Source organism: Streptomyces sp. NPDC059564 (assembly GCF_042735575.1).
Classification (GTDB): Bacteria; Actinomycetota; Actinomycetes; order Streptomycetales; family Streptomycetaceae; genus Streptomyces.
On record NZ_JBHWBP010000081.1, the window covers coordinates 1 to 14791 of the forward strand.

At 72.5% G+C, this 14791-nt stretch carries 16 protein-coding genes; 4 read left to right on the forward strand and 12 right to left on the reverse strand.

The window, feature by feature from the left end:
- Positions 1 to 30 precede the first annotated feature (30 nt).
- The 4 genes from ACFV0Q_RS16520 to ACFV0Q_RS16535 form a co-directional block, all read right to left on the reverse strand.
- Entirely contained in the window at positions 31 to 348 is a 318-nt protein-coding gene (locus tag ACFV0Q_RS16520; RefSeq protein ID WP_385005805.1) for a hypothetical protein, read from the reverse strand.
- A gap of 86 nt (positions 349 to 434) precedes the next feature.
- Positions 435 to 983 (reverse strand): SMI1/KNR4 family protein, encoded by a 549-nt coding sequence (locus ACFV0Q_RS16525; protein WP_385005807.1) that lies wholly within the window; start codon positions 981 to 983, stop codon positions 435 to 437.
- Positions 984 to 1115: 132 nt separating this feature from the next.
- Positions 1116 to 1334 (reverse strand): hypothetical protein, encoded by a 219-nt coding sequence (locus tag ACFV0Q_RS16530; protein WP_385005809.1) that lies wholly within the window; start codon positions 1332 to 1334, stop codon positions 1116 to 1118.
- A complete protein-coding gene (locus ACFV0Q_RS16535) occupies positions 1331 to 1459 on the reverse strand; it encodes a hypothetical protein (RefSeq protein ID WP_385005811.1) in 129 nt (42 codons plus the stop codon). Before ACFV0Q_RS16535 ends, ACFV0Q_RS16530 begins: the two co-directional genes overlap by 4 nt.
- A 157-nt stretch (positions 1460 to 1616) precedes the next feature.
- On the opposite strand from ACFV0Q_RS16535, the gene ACFV0Q_RS16540 reads away from it, so the two are divergent.
- On the forward strand, positions 1617 to 2348 hold the full coding sequence (locus tag ACFV0Q_RS16540) for an XRE family transcriptional regulator (RefSeq protein WP_385005813.1): 732 nt from the start codon (positions 1617 to 1619) through the stop codon (positions 2346 to 2348).
- 10 nt (positions 2349 to 2358) lie between these two features.
- Entirely contained in the window at positions 2359 to 2829 is a 471-nt protein-coding gene (locus ACFV0Q_RS16545) for an NUDIX hydrolase (protein ID WP_385005815.1), read from the forward strand.
- On the opposite strand, the gene ACFV0Q_RS16550 is transcribed toward ACFV0Q_RS16545, so the two are convergent.
- Genes ACFV0Q_RS16550 through ACFV0Q_RS16560 form a run of 3 tightly spaced genes read right to left on the reverse strand, consistent with a single transcriptional unit; the run spans position 2817 to position 5067 of the window.
- On the reverse strand, positions 2817 to 3380 hold the full coding sequence (locus tag ACFV0Q_RS16550; protein WP_385005817.1) for an HD domain-containing protein: 564 nt from the start codon (positions 3378 to 3380) through the stop codon (positions 2817 to 2819). The genes ACFV0Q_RS16545 and ACFV0Q_RS16550 overlap by 13 nt on opposite strands.
- A 38-nt stretch (positions 3381 to 3418) precedes the next feature.
- Entirely contained in the window at positions 3419 to 4531 is a 1113-nt protein-coding gene (locus ACFV0Q_RS16555) for a glycosyltransferase (protein ID WP_385005819.1), read from the reverse strand.
- Complete coding sequence (locus tag ACFV0Q_RS16560; RefSeq protein WP_385005821.1) at positions 4528 to 5067, reverse strand: WcaF family extracellular polysaccharide biosynthesis acetyltransferase; 540 nt, start codon at positions 5065 to 5067, stop codon at positions 4528 to 4530. The genes ACFV0Q_RS16555 and ACFV0Q_RS16560 overlap by 4 nt, the downstream gene beginning before the upstream one ends.
- Positions 5068 to 5189: 122 nt before the next feature.
- Between ACFV0Q_RS16560 and ACFV0Q_RS16565 the strand changes: the two genes are divergently transcribed.
- A complete protein-coding gene (locus ACFV0Q_RS16565; protein ID WP_385005823.1) occupies positions 5190 to 6701 on the forward strand; it encodes a hypothetical protein in 1512 nt (503 codons plus the stop codon).
- 6 nt (positions 6702 to 6707) lie between these two features.
- Here ACFV0Q_RS16565 and ACFV0Q_RS16570 read toward each other — a convergent pair whose 3' ends face one another.
- The 3 genes from ACFV0Q_RS16570 to ACFV0Q_RS16580 are packed head-to-tail and all read right to left on the reverse strand — an operon-like array spanning position 6708 to position 10899.
- A complete protein-coding gene (locus ACFV0Q_RS16570; protein ID WP_385005825.1) occupies positions 6708 to 7952 on the reverse strand; it encodes a hypothetical protein in 1245 nt (414 codons plus the stop codon).
- A complete protein-coding gene (locus tag ACFV0Q_RS16575) occupies positions 7949 to 9697 on the reverse strand; it encodes a lipopolysaccharide biosynthesis protein (RefSeq protein ID WP_385005827.1) in 1749 nt (582 codons plus the stop codon). The genes ACFV0Q_RS16570 and ACFV0Q_RS16575 overlap by 4 nt, the downstream gene beginning before the upstream one ends.
- Entirely contained in the window at positions 9694 to 10899 is a 1206-nt protein-coding gene (locus tag ACFV0Q_RS16580) for a glycosyltransferase family 4 protein (RefSeq protein ID WP_385005856.1), read from the reverse strand. Before ACFV0Q_RS16580 ends, ACFV0Q_RS16575 begins: the two co-directional genes overlap by 4 nt.
- Positions 10900 to 11071: 172 nt before the next feature.
- Between ACFV0Q_RS16580 and ACFV0Q_RS16585 the strand changes: the two genes are divergently transcribed.
- A complete protein-coding gene (locus ACFV0Q_RS16585; RefSeq protein ID WP_385005829.1) occupies positions 11072 to 11554 on the forward strand; it encodes an adenylyltransferase/cytidyltransferase family protein in 483 nt (160 codons plus the stop codon).
- Here the strand turns inward: ACFV0Q_RS16585 and ACFV0Q_RS16590 are convergent.
- Positions 11535 to 12257, reverse strand: a complete 723-nt coding sequence (locus ACFV0Q_RS16590) for a CDP-alcohol phosphatidyltransferase family protein (protein ID WP_385005831.1) — start codon at positions 12255 to 12257, stop codon at positions 11535 to 11537. The two genes, ACFV0Q_RS16585 and ACFV0Q_RS16590, sit on opposite strands and share 20 nt — an antisense overlap.
- 115 nt (positions 12258 to 12372) lie before the next feature.
- Positions 12373 to 14691 (reverse strand): glycogen debranching protein GlgX, encoded by a 2319-nt coding sequence (gene glgX / locus ACFV0Q_RS16595; RefSeq protein ID WP_385005833.1) that lies wholly within the window; start codon positions 14689 to 14691, stop codon positions 12373 to 12375.
- Between the last annotated feature and the right edge of the window lie 100 nt (positions 14692 to 14791).

Below are 14791 nucleotides of genomic sequence, written 5' to 3' on the forward strand. Positions count from 1 at the left end.
CGTCCGGACTCCCGGACGGCGGCGGCGTTTTCAGCGCCCGATGCCCTCGTAGATGCCCAGGAGGGTGTCGAGGACGGCGTCCATGGAGAAGGATTTCGCGGCGAGTTCGCGGGCGGCCGTGGAGGCCGCGGTGTTGGTGGCCGGGTCCAGGAGGGTGAGGACGGCTTCTGCGACGGCTGCGGGGCCCGGGGTGACCGCGCGGCCGGCTCCCGCCGCGGTGATGTCGCGGACCTCGGCGGTGGAGAGGGCGCCCGGGACCGTGAAGCGGTCCGACAGGCCCAGGGCGGTGATCCGGGAGCGGACGGCCGCCAGCTCTCCCTCGACCGCTTCTTGACGCCCCCCTCGCACGGCTCGGCGCCAGGGCGCCTCCCCGGCTTCGCGTGGCTGCGCCGGACTCCGTCCGTCGGCCGCCCGGGGCGCAGGACCTCGCGGGCCTAGCGAGACCTCCAGTTGACGAAGGACGCCTCGTCCCGCAGGACCACGCTGATCTTCTGCTGCCGAAATGACTCGTCGCCCAGGAGCCTGCGAAGGAACTCGGCCATCCCGAGGGGGTGCAACTGCATCTCCGGATGGGTGTGTCTCCCGCAGATCAGGACCGGCCATTGGTCAGGGTCGCTGTCCGTGGTCACCCAACAGTAGATGTCGGCCCCCGACGTGGTGGCCCATGCCACGATGGACTGGGGGTCCACAGCGAAGTCGGCCTCGTCGCGACACAGCTCCCAAACCTCGCGGGCAACCTCCGTCTCGTCCTGCAAACCCGGGCCTTCCCGGTACGGCCACCCGTCGGCATGCGGCGCCGGCAGCAGGATGCTGATTCTTTCGCTGATCGTCCCCGACCCGTAGACCTCCATGAACCGGACGTAGTCCGTGGGGAACGGGGTCCCCCAGATCGCCTCGACCTCGCTCCAGTCGATCCGCTCGTCCACCCCGTGGGTCACCGGCATGAGTTCGGCAAGTGCTGCCACCGCGTCTCTTCCGCGCATGTCCCATCCCTCGTCCCGTCACCCGCACCGCGCGATGTGTCGTATCTGAAGGCCCAACTTACGAGAACCGGCCCTGCGACGAACCTCCGGGGCGCCGCCTCCGGTGCCTCGGCATGACCCGAAGGAGACGGCCTAGGGCAGGAGCGAGATGTTGGCGACGGCCGTGGACCATTCGATTCCGGAGTCGGGCCGAATGTATGCGAGCCGCACCCAGCGCTCCTGACCCTCGTAGTTCCGTACTTTCTCGCGGACGACGGCCATCAGCCGGCCCTGCCCCTTGGACGGGATGTCTTCCACGGCACGCCCGATCCACGGGTGTTCCTCGTGCCCGAAGGCGTCGCCACCGGTCACCGGGCCACCCCCGCGAGGAACCGTGCCCAACCGCGTGCGGCGCGGGCGAGCAGGTGCGGGCTCGGGCCCGGCGGAGGTTCGGGCAGTGGGATCTTGCGGCCGAAGTCCGGGCGTGTCTGACTCATGGTTCAGTCCCCTGGGGAGTGCGGAACCGGACGGTGTCCGGGCACTCAGAAGGAAACCGCGCACGGTAGTGGACGGATCACGGTCTGTATGGACGTTTGGGGACGTCCCGAGCTACCGTTGAAACGTCCCGGCGTCCCCACAGGGAAGGCCAGTTCCATGGCGAACGAGCGTCTGCGTGCCTCGATTTCGGCGCGCTCCGCGACCATCCAGTCGGTTGCCGCGCAGGTCGGGGTGGATCCGAAGACCGTGGAGCGCTGGATCACGACCGACCGCACGCCCCACCGTTCTCATCGGTGGAAGGCCGCGACCTTCCTCGGGGTGGACGAGGTCTACCTCTGGCCGATGGTCGCCCGGCAGGCCGAGACGGCGAGTGCGTCCGAGCTGGTGACCTACTACCCGCACCGAGGCGCCGTGCCCGCCGACCTGTGGTCGTCACTGATCGACAACGCCGTCAGCCACGTCGAAGTCCTCGTCTATGCCGGACTGTTCCTGTTCGACGGACATCCGGAACTCGCGGACCGGCTCTCCCGGAAGGCGCGATCGGGCGCCCAGGTGCGCATCCTGCTCGGGGATCCCGCCTCCGACGTGATCCGGCGGCGAGGTGAGGAAGAGGGGATCGGCGCGGATCTCGCCGCGCGGTCCCGTATGACGCGCCGCTACCTCGAACCGGCCATGGCGACCCCGGGAGTAGAAGTCCGGCTGCACGAGACCATCCTCTACAACTCGTTGTACCGCTTCGACGACGACGTCCTCGTCAACCCCCATGTGCTGGGCGCCCCCGCGGGCCAGAACCCGGTCCTGCACTTCCGTTACATCCCGGGAGGCAGGAGCTTCAGGCACTACATGAAGAGCTTCGACTACGCCTGGGAACGCGGCACCGCGGCATAGACTGGTGGTCATGGCCCGAGTGGACTACTTCGACGACCCGAACGCGCCCGAGGCGAACAGCATCGTTCCGTCCGTGACCGTCGTGGCTGTGGACGGCGGCGGCCGGATCCTGTTGATCCACAGGAGCGACAACGACCTGTGGGCACTGCCGGGAGGCGGCGTGGACACCGGCGAATCCGTCGCCGATGCCGCCGTGCGGGAGACACGGGAGGAGACGGGGTTCGACGTCGAGGTGACCGGGCTGGTCGGGCTGTACACCGACCCGCGGCACGTCATCGCCTACGACGACGGTGAGGTCCGTCAGCAGTTCTCCATCTGCTTCGCCGCCCGGATCGTGGGTGGCGAACGCCGTACGAGCAGCGAGAGCAAGGAAGTGGCCTTCGTGGCCCCGCACGACCTGGACGGGATGCGGATCCATCCGTCCATGCGGCTGCGCATCGATCACGGGCTGGCGCGCAGGGCCGAGCCCTACATCGGCTGACCGGGGATTCGGGCGCCGACGCGGGCGACCGCACCCGCCAGGTACGGGATCGCCGCGCTGATTGCCCTGTGGACCTCGCTGCCCGGGGCGTAGCGGACGAGGATCTCGTCGATGCGTTCCGCGAAGGAGAGCCGCTGACCCGATGGCCCCGTCGTCATGTCGGCGCAGGTCAGCGCGTCCAGGAGGGCCGAGTCCTCTCGCTCGTACACGGCGAGCTCCACAGACAGGCCGCGCTGTTGGGCCTCGTACGCGGCACCGGAGTGGTGCGCGACCAGGCCTACGAGGCGTACGGGAGCACCGAGTGCCGCCAAGTGCCTTGCCCCGTCCAGGGGATGGAAGCCGCTGTCGTGGAGCTGCGGTGCGTAGCCGATGTCGTGCAGCCACGCGGCCGCGACGAGCAACTCCCTGTCCGCTTCCGGCACGGCCCGGGACAGCTCCCGAGCGCGCTCCGCGACGGCTCGTGTATGGAGCCAGCGGTCACCCAGGGGAGGCAGCAGCGTCTCCGCCAGCCTGGCTGCTCCTTGCACGGATTCCAGTACGGATCGGGGCATGGAGCACACCGTATCGAGGTGGCCGTTGTCCCGTGTCCTCAGCGCTCGATGCCCTGGTAGATGCCCAGGAGGGTGTCGAGGACGGCGTTCATCGAGAAGGATTTCGCGGCGAGTTCGCGGGCGGCCGTGGAGGCCGCGGTGTTGGTGGTGGGGTCCAGGAGGGTGAGGATCGCTTCCGCGACGGCTGTGGGGCCGGGTTCGACGGCGTGGCCGGCTCCCGCCGCGGTGATGTCGCGGGCCAGGCCGTTGGAGTGGGTGACCACCGGGGGGACGCCCACCGCGAGGGCCTCCAGGACGGACATCGGGAACGGTTCGTCCACGGACGGCAGGACGTAGACGTGGGCCCGGCGCAGTTCCGTGAGGACCTCGGGGGTGGAGAGGGCGCCCGGGACCGTGAAGCGGTCCGACAGGCCCAGGGCGGTGATCCGGGAGCGGACGGCCGCCAGCTCTCCCTCGTCCGGGCCGGCCACCACGAAGTGGGCGTCCGGGTGGGCGGCGAGCACGGCGGGGGCCGCGTCCACGAAGTCGACGGGCCGCTTGCGGGCCTGCAGGCGGGCCGAGTACAGGATGCGCGGCGGGCCGGACGGGGCGGGCCGTTCCTCCTGGGCCGGGGTGCCGTTGACCAGCCGGACCGCCCGGGGCAGGGAACCCCCCACCACCGCTTCCAGCCCCTCCCGCTCGTGCGGGGTCAGGTACAGCAGCGCATCGGCGCCGCGCAGCAGGCGGCGTACCGCCACCGCGTCGAGCACCTTCGCGAGGGCCTTCCCGCTCGGGTCCACCATCCCGTGGGTCTGCAGTACGAGGGGCTTGCGCGCCCGCAGCGCCGCCAGCGCCACGGGCAGGGTCACGAGGTCCCGCGCCAGGTGGACGTGGACCAGGTCGGCGTCCCGCACCAGCCGGCCCGCCGAGGCCAGCAGGGCCGGCGAGGTCATCCCGCTGAAGCCCAGGGGCAGGATCCGGCGGGCGGGGAAGAGGGTGGCCGGGACGCCCTCCACGGAGTCCGGCCAGGGGTCGAAGTCCTCGCCCAGGGCGACCAGTCGGGCCTGGTGGCCGCGCTCCCGCAGCCCCTTGGCCAGGTTCAGCGCGACCCGCACGGGACCGCCGAAGGCGTGCGAGGGGGAGTGCAGCGTGACCGCGTGCAGGATTCTCATTTCGGTTCCTCCACCGGGCGGCGCCGCCCGTCCTGGGTCTGCAGGGTCAGCTCCGGCAGGTCCTTGTGCACCACGGATCCGGCGCCCGCCACCGCGCACCGGCCGACCGTCACGCCCGCCAGCACGGTCGCCCGTACGGCCACCCACGCGCCGTCCTCGACGACGATCGGGGCGTTGCGGTAGCGGAAGTCGGCGGCGCGGTGGTCGTGCGAGCCGGTGCACAGCAGCGACTCCTGCGAGAGGCAGACGTTCGCGCCGAGGGTCACCGGCTCCAGGTTCAGCAGCCAGGCGCCCTCGCCGATCCAGGTGTGGTCGCCGACGGTGAGCTTCCAGGGCCACAGCACGCGCACCCTGTGCCGGATCAGCACGCCCTCGCCGATGTTCGCCCCGAAGGCCCGCAGCAGCGCGACCCGGAGCCGGGCCGGACAGAACCACGCCATGAACAGCGTGTTCATCACGGCGAACCACAGGGCCTGCGTGAGGATCCCGCGTCCCTTGTCGTAGCCGGCCAGCGTGAAGGCAGGAAGATCCCGCACCAGTCGCCCCTCGTCGTCCACCCCCTGGACCCGGTCCGGGGGACCCCCGCCGACGCGCCTCCCCGGGCGTCGAACGCTCAGACTAGACTGCGGCCGGATCGCGCACAGGGGTGGGGGCAACAGTGGTTACGGACACGCGCAAGCCCGCCGTCACGCCCGCGCCGCCGCCCGTCCCGGACGAGTCCCTGTGGGGCAGGGTCACCACCCCGCGCACCCTGCTCTCCCGGGCGCTGTCGGTGCCGCTCGCCCTCGGGTTCACCGTCTTCCTCCCCTTCTTCGTCGCCGTCCAGTCCGGCGAGGGCCAGCGCGACGCCGCGTTCTGGCTCCAGTTGCTGCTGGCCATGTACGCGGGCGCGCGGCTCTCCGCGATGGTGCTGACGAGCCGCCGCAAACTGCTCCAGGGCTCCTTCTGGCTGTTCGTCTACATGGCCATGGGCGTGGCCCCCCTCGCCCAGGCCGTCCTCGGCCGGGTCCCGACGCCCGTCGTCGGCCCCCGCTCCGACCTCACCGTCGCGATCGGCCTCGTACTGCTGGGCTGCACGGCCTTCGACGTCGGCGTCCTGCTGGCCCGTCACCGGCCCGCAGGCCGTGCGGGCGGCTCCCCGAAGGAGCCGAAGCCGCTCATGGCCCACCGCGGGCGGCTCCAACTGCTGACCGCCCTGGCCTTCCTCGGCAGCGCGGCCTTCATCGTGAAGCTGGGCGGCCCGGCGGTGTTCTTCTCCAGCCGCCAGGAGATCATCGCGGGCATCCAGGAGGCCGGCGTCTCCAACGGCGACGGCCAGGCGGGCCAGGCGCTGCTGCGCGGCTTCGGCACCGTACCGGCGCTGCTCGCGCTGCTGTTGTACACGCGCTGGCTGATCACGTCGGGCTTCGCCCGCCGCAAGGTGTCGGTCATCGTCACCTGGGCGGCGCTCGCCGTGCTGAACCTGATCGTCAACAATCCGGTCTCGAACCCGCGTTACTGGTTCCTCACCGTCATGTTCGCGCTGCTGTTCACGGTCTTCCCGGTGAGCGCCGCGATGTACCGGGTGGCGCTGTCGATGGCCGTGGTGGTCGCCCTGCTCGTCTTTCCCTTCGCGGACCGCTTCCGCTACGACGAGAAGAACTACAAGCCCGTCGAGACGACCTCGTTCCTGGAGCCGATGGCGCTCAAGGACTACGACCAGATCGGCATGTTCGCGAACACCATCACCTTCTCCAACTCCGGCCCCGGCCACTTCTACGGGCGTCAGCTCGCCGGATCCGTCTTCTTCGCGGTGCCGCGCTCGGTGTGGCCGGGCAAGCCGCGCGACACGGGCGTGATGGTCGGCCAGTGGATGGGCACGGTCAACACCAACCTCTCCTCCCCGATCTGGGCGGAACTGTGGCTCGACTTCGGGCCGCTGGGCATGGGGGGCGGGCTCCTGGCCGTGGGGTACGCCGCCGCGCGCGTCGACCGCCGCTACGCCAAGCGGGCCACGCGCCGGTCGCCGCCGGGCAGCCTGATCTCGACGGTGGTCCCGCTGGTCGCCGGGTACTCCTTCATCCTGCTGCGGGGGCCGCTGCTCCAGGCGTCGGGCCGCGTCGCCATCGCCGGCCTGTGCCTCGCGCTGGTGGCGACGTACCGCACCGACAAGGCGGCCACCCTGCGCTAGCCGCGGCTACGCGGCCAGGGCCTCGGCCTCGGGAGCGGGTACCCGTAGCCGGGCCACGCGGAGCCAGGCGGCCGCCGCCTTGAGGGCCGAGCCCGCCGCCAGGCCCCAGGCGGCTCCCGTCACGCCCCACAGGGCGTGGCCGCCCAGCAGCAGGGCCACCGACAGCAGGGAGAAGACGACCTGCAGGGACAGCGTGGCCTTCGGGTTCAGCACCCGCAGGGTCAGCAGCGCGCAGGTGCCCAGGCCCATCACCGCGTACTGCGCCCCCGTCGCGGGCAGCAGCGCCGAGGCCGCCGTCCAGGTGTCGCCGAGCAGGTGACGGCCCAGCCGGTCGGGCAGCGCGTACAGGACGGCCGCCCAGCCGCCTCCGAGCACGGCGAGGACGACGCCCATCAGGGCGGTCATCCGGACCACGCCCCGCTTGCCGGCGGCCCGGCCGACGACCGGGGGCCCGAACGCGTTCGCCGAGTTGAACAGCACGTTCAGCGGCCCGAAGAGGGTGGTGGCCCCGCGCAGCGCGCCGACGGCCAGCGGGGTCGCGAACGCCCCGAGTCCGAGCACCGCGAGCTGGCTGGAGCCGTTGCCGACGGCGAACTCCACCACGAAGCGCTGCCCGAGGTGCCCGCGCCGCAGGTACGGGCGCAGCTCGGCCCGCGCCCCGCGCACGAAGGGCCGCAGCAGCCACAGCCCGAGCCCGAGGGCGGGCAGCGCCGACAGCCCCCACACAAGCACCAGCCGGGAGGCCGACGCCCCGGACGGCTGCACGGCCAGCGCCGCGACCACGCATACCAGCCGCAACGTGTCCGCGGCCAGCGCCCGCTGGGGCACCCGCAGCGCGGAGAAGCAGTACCGCAGCCCGTCCTGTACGAGGACCAGCGGGAGGACGAGTCCCAGCGCGAGGAACCCCCGTCCGGTGGCGCCCGTCAGGGCCAGGCCCACCACGGCCAGCACCAGCCCGGCCACCGCCGAGGCGGCCGCCGTGAACAGCACGGAGGAGCGGCACACCACGGCGAGCCCCGCCCCGGCTTCGTCCGGGGGGAGGCCCTGGCCCTTCTCCAGGACCACGGTCTGGCCGACGTACGCCATGTTCAGCCCGAGGAGCACGCTGAAGGTCACGTACACCATGGAGAAGCCGGCGAAGCCGGACGCCGAGGACAGCCGCGCGGCCAGCACCAGCACCAGGATGTTCGTGGCGCTGGACGCGGCCTGGTCCAGGACCGAGGAGACGGCGGCGAGGCCCCGCCGGCTCACCGCCGGCCCGTACGGACCGTGCGCAGGGCCACGGTGTCGGTGCCGTCGCCCGGGACGTGCTGCCCGGGGTCGGCGGGCTGCCGCGTCAGCGGCTGCGGGGCCGGCGGCGAGCCCGGGCCGGCGGCCTTCTCGGAGTTGTTGGCGTTCTTGGTGTTCTTGGAGTCGCGGCGCTTCCCGTCGGGCAGCGGGGTGTGCAGCACCGCGCCGAGCACGGTGCCGCCGGCGCCGCTGATGAGTTCGCGGATCCGGGCCAGGTCGCTGCGGTGCACGGCGCGCGGGTCGCAGACGACCAGGACGCCGTCGACACGGTCGACGAGGGCGAGCGCGTCGGCGTAGGAGAGGACGGGCGGCGCGAGCACGACGACGGTGGAGTTGGGGGAGTCGGCCTCGGAGATCAGCCGGGTGGAGCGCGGGGAGGTCAGCGCGCGGGCGACGTTGCGCACCCGCTCGCCGGGGATCAGGTCGAAGGCGCCCGACTCGCCGGCGTCCACGACGAGCTGGCGTCCGTCGGGCCAGTCGGACTCCCCGCCCTGCCCGGAACCGGAACCGGCGGCGCCCGACGGCTGGCTCCAGCGCGGCCGCCCGCCCGCGTCGGTGGGCAGCTGACTGGCCAGCACCGGGGTGCGCAGGTCGGCCTCGATGAGCAGGACGTCCTTGCCGGTCTCGGCGAAGGAGGCGGCGAGGTTCACGGCCACGGCGGCCGCGGTCTCGCTGGAGCCGCGCGGGGCGACCACCAGCAGGCGCCGCCGGTCGGCGAACCGGGAGTCGTAGGCGAGGCGGAAGGCCACCGAGCGGTACTCCTCGGCGAGCCGGGGATCGGCCTCGCCCGCCGCGAGCAGCGGCCCGCCGCCGGTCCGGTCCCGGGGCAGGTAGCCCAGTACGGGTGCGCGCAGGGCCCGGGCCACGTCGCCTTCGGAGCGCGGCGCCGGGTCGAAGACCAGCCGGACCCAGGCGGCGAGCAGGCCGAGGGCCAGACCGACGGCCGCGCCCAGCGCGAGCGACATGGGCAGGCCCGGCCCGTCGGGGGCGGTGGGCACGGTCGCCGGGCTGGTGACCCGGCCCGGGGTCATGTCCAGGGCGGCGAGCTTGGCGATGTTGCTGTTGAGGGTGTTGACCTTGCTCTGCAGGTCCGTCTTGGAGGTCAGCGCCGCGTCGCGGGCCGTGCCGGCCGCCATGTTGTTGGCCTGCCGGGCCGTCTCGTCGAGCTGCTTGGCGACCGGGTCGCGCTGGTCCTCGTACCCCTTGACCATCTTGTCGCGGGTGGCGTCGAGGGACTCCTGCCTCTTGAACAGGTAGGCCTCGCTCAGCGCGTTGGCCCGCCTGGCGGCCTCGCGGGGGGAGGCTGAGGTGTAGGTGAAGCGGAGCACCATCGTCTGCGGCGGGTTGGTCACCTGCAGGCCGCCGCGCAGCGGGGCCAGGGCCTTGGAGTCCATGCCGAGCTTCTTCGCGGCCTGCTCGGCCGTGGAGCTGGAGAGCGCGACCTGGCGCTCCGAGCCGATGTTGATGGCCTTGTCGGGCGCCAGGCTCGGGTTGAACGGGTCGTCGGTGGGGGCGCGCAGCACGATGTCGGTGGTCGCGACGTAGGTGTCCGCGGTGGAGACGCCGAGGTAGACGCCGCCCAGCAGGCCGATGCCCACGCCCGCGCCGATGAGGCGGCGGTAGCGCAGCAGCTGTTTGAACTGGTCCCGCAGGAGATCCGGTTCGTCCTCGGCCGGGGCCGCCGCCGGGCGGTTCGTCTCGGTCACGGCTGGAGACCCCCAAGTGCTTCGTCGATCAGTGCGTCGATGCGGGCCAGGCCCGCCTCACGGCTCAGGTGGGCCGCCACGTGGACGGGCCCGGCGGCGCCGAGCGCGTTCGCGCCCTCGGGGTCCTCGGCCAGGGCCCGTACGGCCTTCAGCAGGGCCCCGGGGTCCTCCGGCGGTACGAGCACCCCCGCGCCGGAACGTTCCACCTCCTGGGCGGTACCGCCCTCGGCCGCGACGGACGCGATGACGGGCCGGCCGGCCTGGAAGTAGGAGGTCAGCTTGGACGGGACGCTCATGTCGAGCACGGCCGCGTGCTGGGTGACCGCGAGGACGTCCGCCGCGGCGAGGATATCGGGGAACTCGCCGTCGGCGGCAGGGGGGATGATGTCCAGATTCGGGACGTCGGCCGCGAGGCCGGCGAGGGCCGCGCGCTGGCTGCCGTCGCCCATGAGGACGAAGCGGACGTCCGGGTCGAGCCGGGCGGCGCCGACGAGGACTTCGAGCCCCTGCTTGAGGCCCATGTTCCCGGAGTGCAGCACCACGGTCTGGCCGGGTGCCCAGCCGAGGTGGTGGCGGGTCTCCCCGCGCGGCTTGGTGGGCTGCGGCACGTGGGACCAGTTGGGCACCACGCGGATCCGGCCCGGGTCCACGCCCATGCCGACGACCCGGTCCACGAAGGTCTCGTGGATGACGCCGACGAGGGTGGCGCGCTTCAGGGCGTACGCCTCCGCGCGCCCGGCGAGCGCGGCCGCCTTGTCGCCGCCGCTGATCCCGCTCTGCGCGGCGGCGGCCCCCATCAGGTCCTGGACGACCGGGACGTAGGGCACCTTCCACTTCGCCGCGAGCCGGGCGGCGAGCACTCCGCCCGCCAGGCTGGGCATCTGGGCCAGGATCGCGTCCGGCTTCGGCATCCGGGGCGGGGCCACGGCACCGTGCAGCAGAATCGATCCTTCAAACAGCGCACGCTTGACGGCGGTCTGACGCGGCGGCACGGTGTGCGCACGCCGGTGCACGGTGACCCCCGCGCGCTGTTCCGTGCGCCGCAGCGCCCCCTTGTACTCCGGCTCGACGGACCACGCCGGGTAGTGCGGCATACCGGCCAGGACGTGGGTCTCGTGTCCGGATTCCGCCCAATGCTCCGCGATCTGGGTGGCGTACGGGCCTATGCCCGCATGCTCGGGGGCGTAGTTGGTGGAAACCAGCAGCAGGCGCCGGTGGCCGGATGTGGACACTGAAGGTCCCCTTCTCCCCTGGATGATGCGCACGTCACCCTATTCGTTCACCGGCAACGTGGGGAACGTGCGCGCTATTGTCTGCTAATCCGCCGCACCGGGGGGTGCGGCCGCTGGGGGGTAACTGATGACGGAGTCCGACATGTCCGAGCCCGTTCCGGCCGCACGCAGGCCGTACCGGGTCGGCTACGCGCCCGGGGCCTACGACCTGTTCCACATCGGACATCTCAACATCCTCCGCCACGCCCGCAGTCGGTGCGACTACCTCGTCGCCGGTGTGGTTTCGGACGAGATGGCCGAACTGGCCAAGGGGCGGCGCCCCATGATCCCGCTCGTCGAGCGGCTGGAGATCGTCCGCAGCGTCAAGTACGTCGACGCCGCCTTCGTGGAGACGGTTCCGGACAAGGTCGAGACCTGGAAGCAGGTCCGCTTCGACGTGATCTTCAAGGGCGACGACTGGCGGGGCACCCCCAAGGGCCACCGCCTGGAGCAGGACTTCGCCGCCCACGGGGTCGACGTCGTCTACTTCCCCTACACCGTCCACACGTCCAGCACCCAGCTGCGCCGGGCCCTGGACGCGCTCGCGCAGCCCCAGGCGGAACCCTTCACCGCCGAACGGCGCTGAGCTCCCGGAACCACTTCGTCAGGAACGCCAGCAGGAACAGCACGGCGACCGCGCCCAGACCCGCGTACGCCCAGCGGAACAGCGCCCCGCCGCCCAGCAGCACGAACACCAGGCAGAACACCCCGTAGTCCACGGGCAGCAGTGCCACCGCGCGCAGGGTCGACGGCGCGGCCGCGGGACTTCCCGGGGCCGGCTTCGGCTTCAGCTTCTCCGTCAGCAGGCCGCCGAAGAAGGTGACGACCGCGGCGAACTGGAAGCCCAGCGGCACCAGCAGCCAGCCGTCGGAGCCCGTCCCGTACGCCTCGGGGAAGCGGTGGAAGGCGATCAGCACACAGGTGTGCAGCGCGGTCAGCTTGGCGCAGTCCACGACGTGGTCGAGCCACTCTCCCGCCGCGCTGCCGCCCCCGCGCAGCCGGGCCAGCTGCCCGTCGGCGGAGTCGAAGGCGAAGCCCACCGCGAGCGCCGCCCACACGGCGATCCCCAGCCCCCACGAGGGGGCGGCCAGCGCCACCGCGGCCACGGCGGCGAAGCTGAAGGCGGCGCTGACCAGCGTCACCTGATTCGGAGTGAGCCCCAGCGCGTACGATCCGGCGGCCAGGTAGCGCCCGGCGGGCCGGTTGACGAACCGCGAGTAGAGCGACACCCCCTTCGCCGACTTCTGCGCCCCGCGCAGCTCCCGCAGCGCGGTCCCGACTCTCGCCATGCGTACCCCTGAGCCCGTCGATGGAACACGCGTGCTGTTGCACGCGTGTTCGTATGAGGGGCACATCATCGCAGGACCGGCGGAGCCTCCCGCCGCGGATCCGCCTTCACGATCCCTACGACACCACCCGCAACAGCAGCACCGACCGGGCCGGGACCGTCAGCGCCTCCCCGCCCCGGTGCCGGGTACCGGGAGCCCCGGCCTGCTCCTCCCGCGAGGTGTCCAGGACCAGCTCGTACGAGCCCGCCCACGGCGCGCCCGGCAGCACCCACTCCACCGGCCGGTCCCCGGCGTGCAGCAGCGCCAGGAAGCTGTCGTCCGTCACCTGCCGGCCCCGCTCGTCACGGCCCGGGATGTCCCGCCCCGACAGGTACAGCCCCACCGCCGCGGCCGGCGCGTACCAGTCCCGCTCCGTCATCTCACCGCCCGCCGGGGTGAACCAGGCCAGGTCCCGCAGCCCGTCCGCACCCTGCGCCCGCCCCGAGAAGAACGCCCGGCGCCGCAGCACGGGATGGGCCTGGCGCAGCGCGATCAGCCGCCGGGTCAGCGCGAACAGCTCGCTCCACGCCGGGTCGGAGAGCAGCGACCAGTCCACCCACCCCGTCTCGTTGTCCTGGCAGTACGCGTTGTTGTTGCCGCCCTGGGTGCGCCCGAACTCGTCGCCCGCCACCAGCATCGGCACCCCGGTCGACAGCAGCAGCGTGGTCAGGAGGTTGCGCAGCTGGCGCCGGCGCAGCGCCCCGATCCGCGGGTCCGCGCTCTCGCCCTCCGCCCCGCAGTTCCACGACCGGTTGTCGTTGGTCCCGTCGCGGCCCGCCTCGCCGTTCGCGTCGTTGTGCTTGCGCTCGTAGGTCACCAGGTCGCGCAGGGTGAAACCGTCGTGCGCCGTCACGAAGTTCACCGAGGCGTACGGCCGCCGCCCGCCCCACGCGTACAGGTCGCTGGAGCCCGACAGCCGGTACCCGAGGTCCCGTACGTCGGGCAGCGCGCCCCGCCAGAAGTCGCGTACGGCATCCCGGTAGCGGTCGTTCCACTCCGTCCACAGCGGCGGGAACGCCCCCACCTGGTAGCCGCCCGAGCCCACGTCCCAGGGCTCCGCGATCAGCTTCACCCGGCGCAGCACCGGGTCCTGGGCGATCACCGCGAGGAACGGCGAGAGCATGTCCACGTCGTGCATCGAGCGGGCCAGCGCCGCCGCCAGGTCGAAGCGGAAGCCGTCCACCCCCATCTCCGTCACCCAGTAGCGCAGCGAGTCGGTGATCAGGCGCAGCACGTGCGGCCGCCCCGCGTGCAGGGTGTTGCCGCAGCCCGTGTAGTCGGCGTAGCGGCGCTGGTCGGACTGCAGCCGGTAGTACGCCCGGTTGTCGATCCCCCGCAGCGACAGCGTCGGGCCCAGCTCCCCGGCTTCCGCCGTGTGGTTGTAGACCACGTCGAGGATGACCTCGATCCCGGCCGCGTGCAGGGCCTTCACCATCCGCTTGAACTCGCCGACCTGCTGTCCGGCGGTTCCGCTGGAGGAGTAGCCGGCGTGCGGGGCGAAGTAGCCGACCGAGTTGTAGCCCCAGTAGTTGCGCAGGCCCCGCCGCAGCAGGTGGTCCTCGTGCGCGAACTGGTGCACCGGCAGCAGCTCCACCGCCGTCACGCCGAGCTTCGTCAGGTGCTCGACCGCCGCCGGATGGGCCAGCCCCGCGTACGTGCCGCGCAGCTCCTCGGGAACACCCGGATGGCGCATCGTGAAGCCGCGCACGTGCAGCTCGTAGATCACCGAATCGGCCCAGGGGGTCTTCGGCCGGACGTCGTCCGACCAGTCGTCGTCATCGTGGACGACGACCCCCTTCGGGACGTACGGGGCCGAGTCCCGGTCGTCGCGCACGGTGTCGGCGATGTACTGCTGGGGCCAGTCCCGGACGTGCCCGTACACCTCCGGCGGCAGGGAGAAGTCTCCGTCCACCGCACGCGCGTACGGGTCCAGGAGCAGCTTCGCCGGATTGTGGCGGGCGCCCGTCCAGGGGTCCCAGCGGCCGTGCACCCGGAATCCGTAGCGCTGTCCGGGCCGCACGCCCGGCACGAAGCCGTGCCAGATCTCGTGCGTCAGCTCGGTCAGGGCGCAGCGGGTCTCCCCGCCCCGTTCGTCGAAGAGGCACAGCTCCACCGCCTCCGCGCCCTGCGCCCAGAGCGCGAAGTTGGTGCCCAGGGCCCCGCCGGGGCCCAGGTGGAAGCGGGCCCCCAGGGGGTGCGAGGAGCCCGGCCAGACAGGGGGCGAGGGGCGCGCGGCGGCCCGTAACACCTGCGCCTGGACCCGCTCGCGCACGGCGTCCATGCCGTCCGTCCCGTTGATTCCCTTCGCTGCGTCCGTGCCTCCCGTGGCCTCCGGTCCGGCCACGGCATTGCTGGCGGCGGCATCCACCGCCTCTTGTCCGGCTGCGCTCGACACTGCCCGCCTCCACGGCTCCTGGTACCGGCGGGGGAGTGCGGCCCCGGCGTCCCGGCCTGGGCCCGCCCCCGTCTGGTCCTTCCCACTGTTCTGCCCGGAC

What these genes read in the sequence shown, in the direction of transcription:
- ACFV0Q_RS16555 (WP_385005819.1), bottom strand. Translation starts at nt 4,531, where the DNA reads ATGAGAATCCTGCACGCGGTCACGCTGCACTCCCCCTCGCACGCCTTC.
- ACFV0Q_RS16525 (WP_385005807.1), bottom strand. Translation starts at nt 983, where the DNA reads ATGCGCGGAAGAGACGCGGTGGCAGCACTTGCCGAACTCATGCCGGTG.
- ACFV0Q_RS16550 (WP_385005817.1), bottom strand. Translation starts at nt 3,380, where the DNA reads ATGCCCCGATCCGTACTGGAATCCGTGCAAGGAGCAGCCAGGCTGGCG.
- ACFV0Q_RS16535 (WP_385005811.1), bottom strand. Translation starts at nt 1,459, where the DNA reads ATGAGTCAGACACGCCCGGACTTCGGCCGCAAGATCCCACTGCCCGAA.
- ACFV0Q_RS16585 (WP_385005829.1), top strand. Translation starts at nt 11,072, where the DNA reads ATGTCCGAGCCCGTTCCGGCCGCACGCAGGCCGTACCGGGTCGGCTAC.
- ACFV0Q_RS16545 (WP_385005815.1), top strand. Translation starts at nt 2,359, where the DNA reads ATGGCCCGAGTGGACTACTTCGACGACCCGAACGCGCCCGAGGCGAAC.
- ACFV0Q_RS16540 (WP_385005813.1), top strand. Translation starts at nt 1,617, where the DNA reads ATGGCGAACGAGCGTCTGCGTGCCTCGATTTCGGCGCGCTCCGCGACC.
- ACFV0Q_RS16590 (WP_385005831.1), bottom strand. Translation starts at nt 12,257, where the DNA reads ATGGCGAGAGTCGGGACCGCGCTGCGGGAGCTGCGCGGGGCGCAGAAG.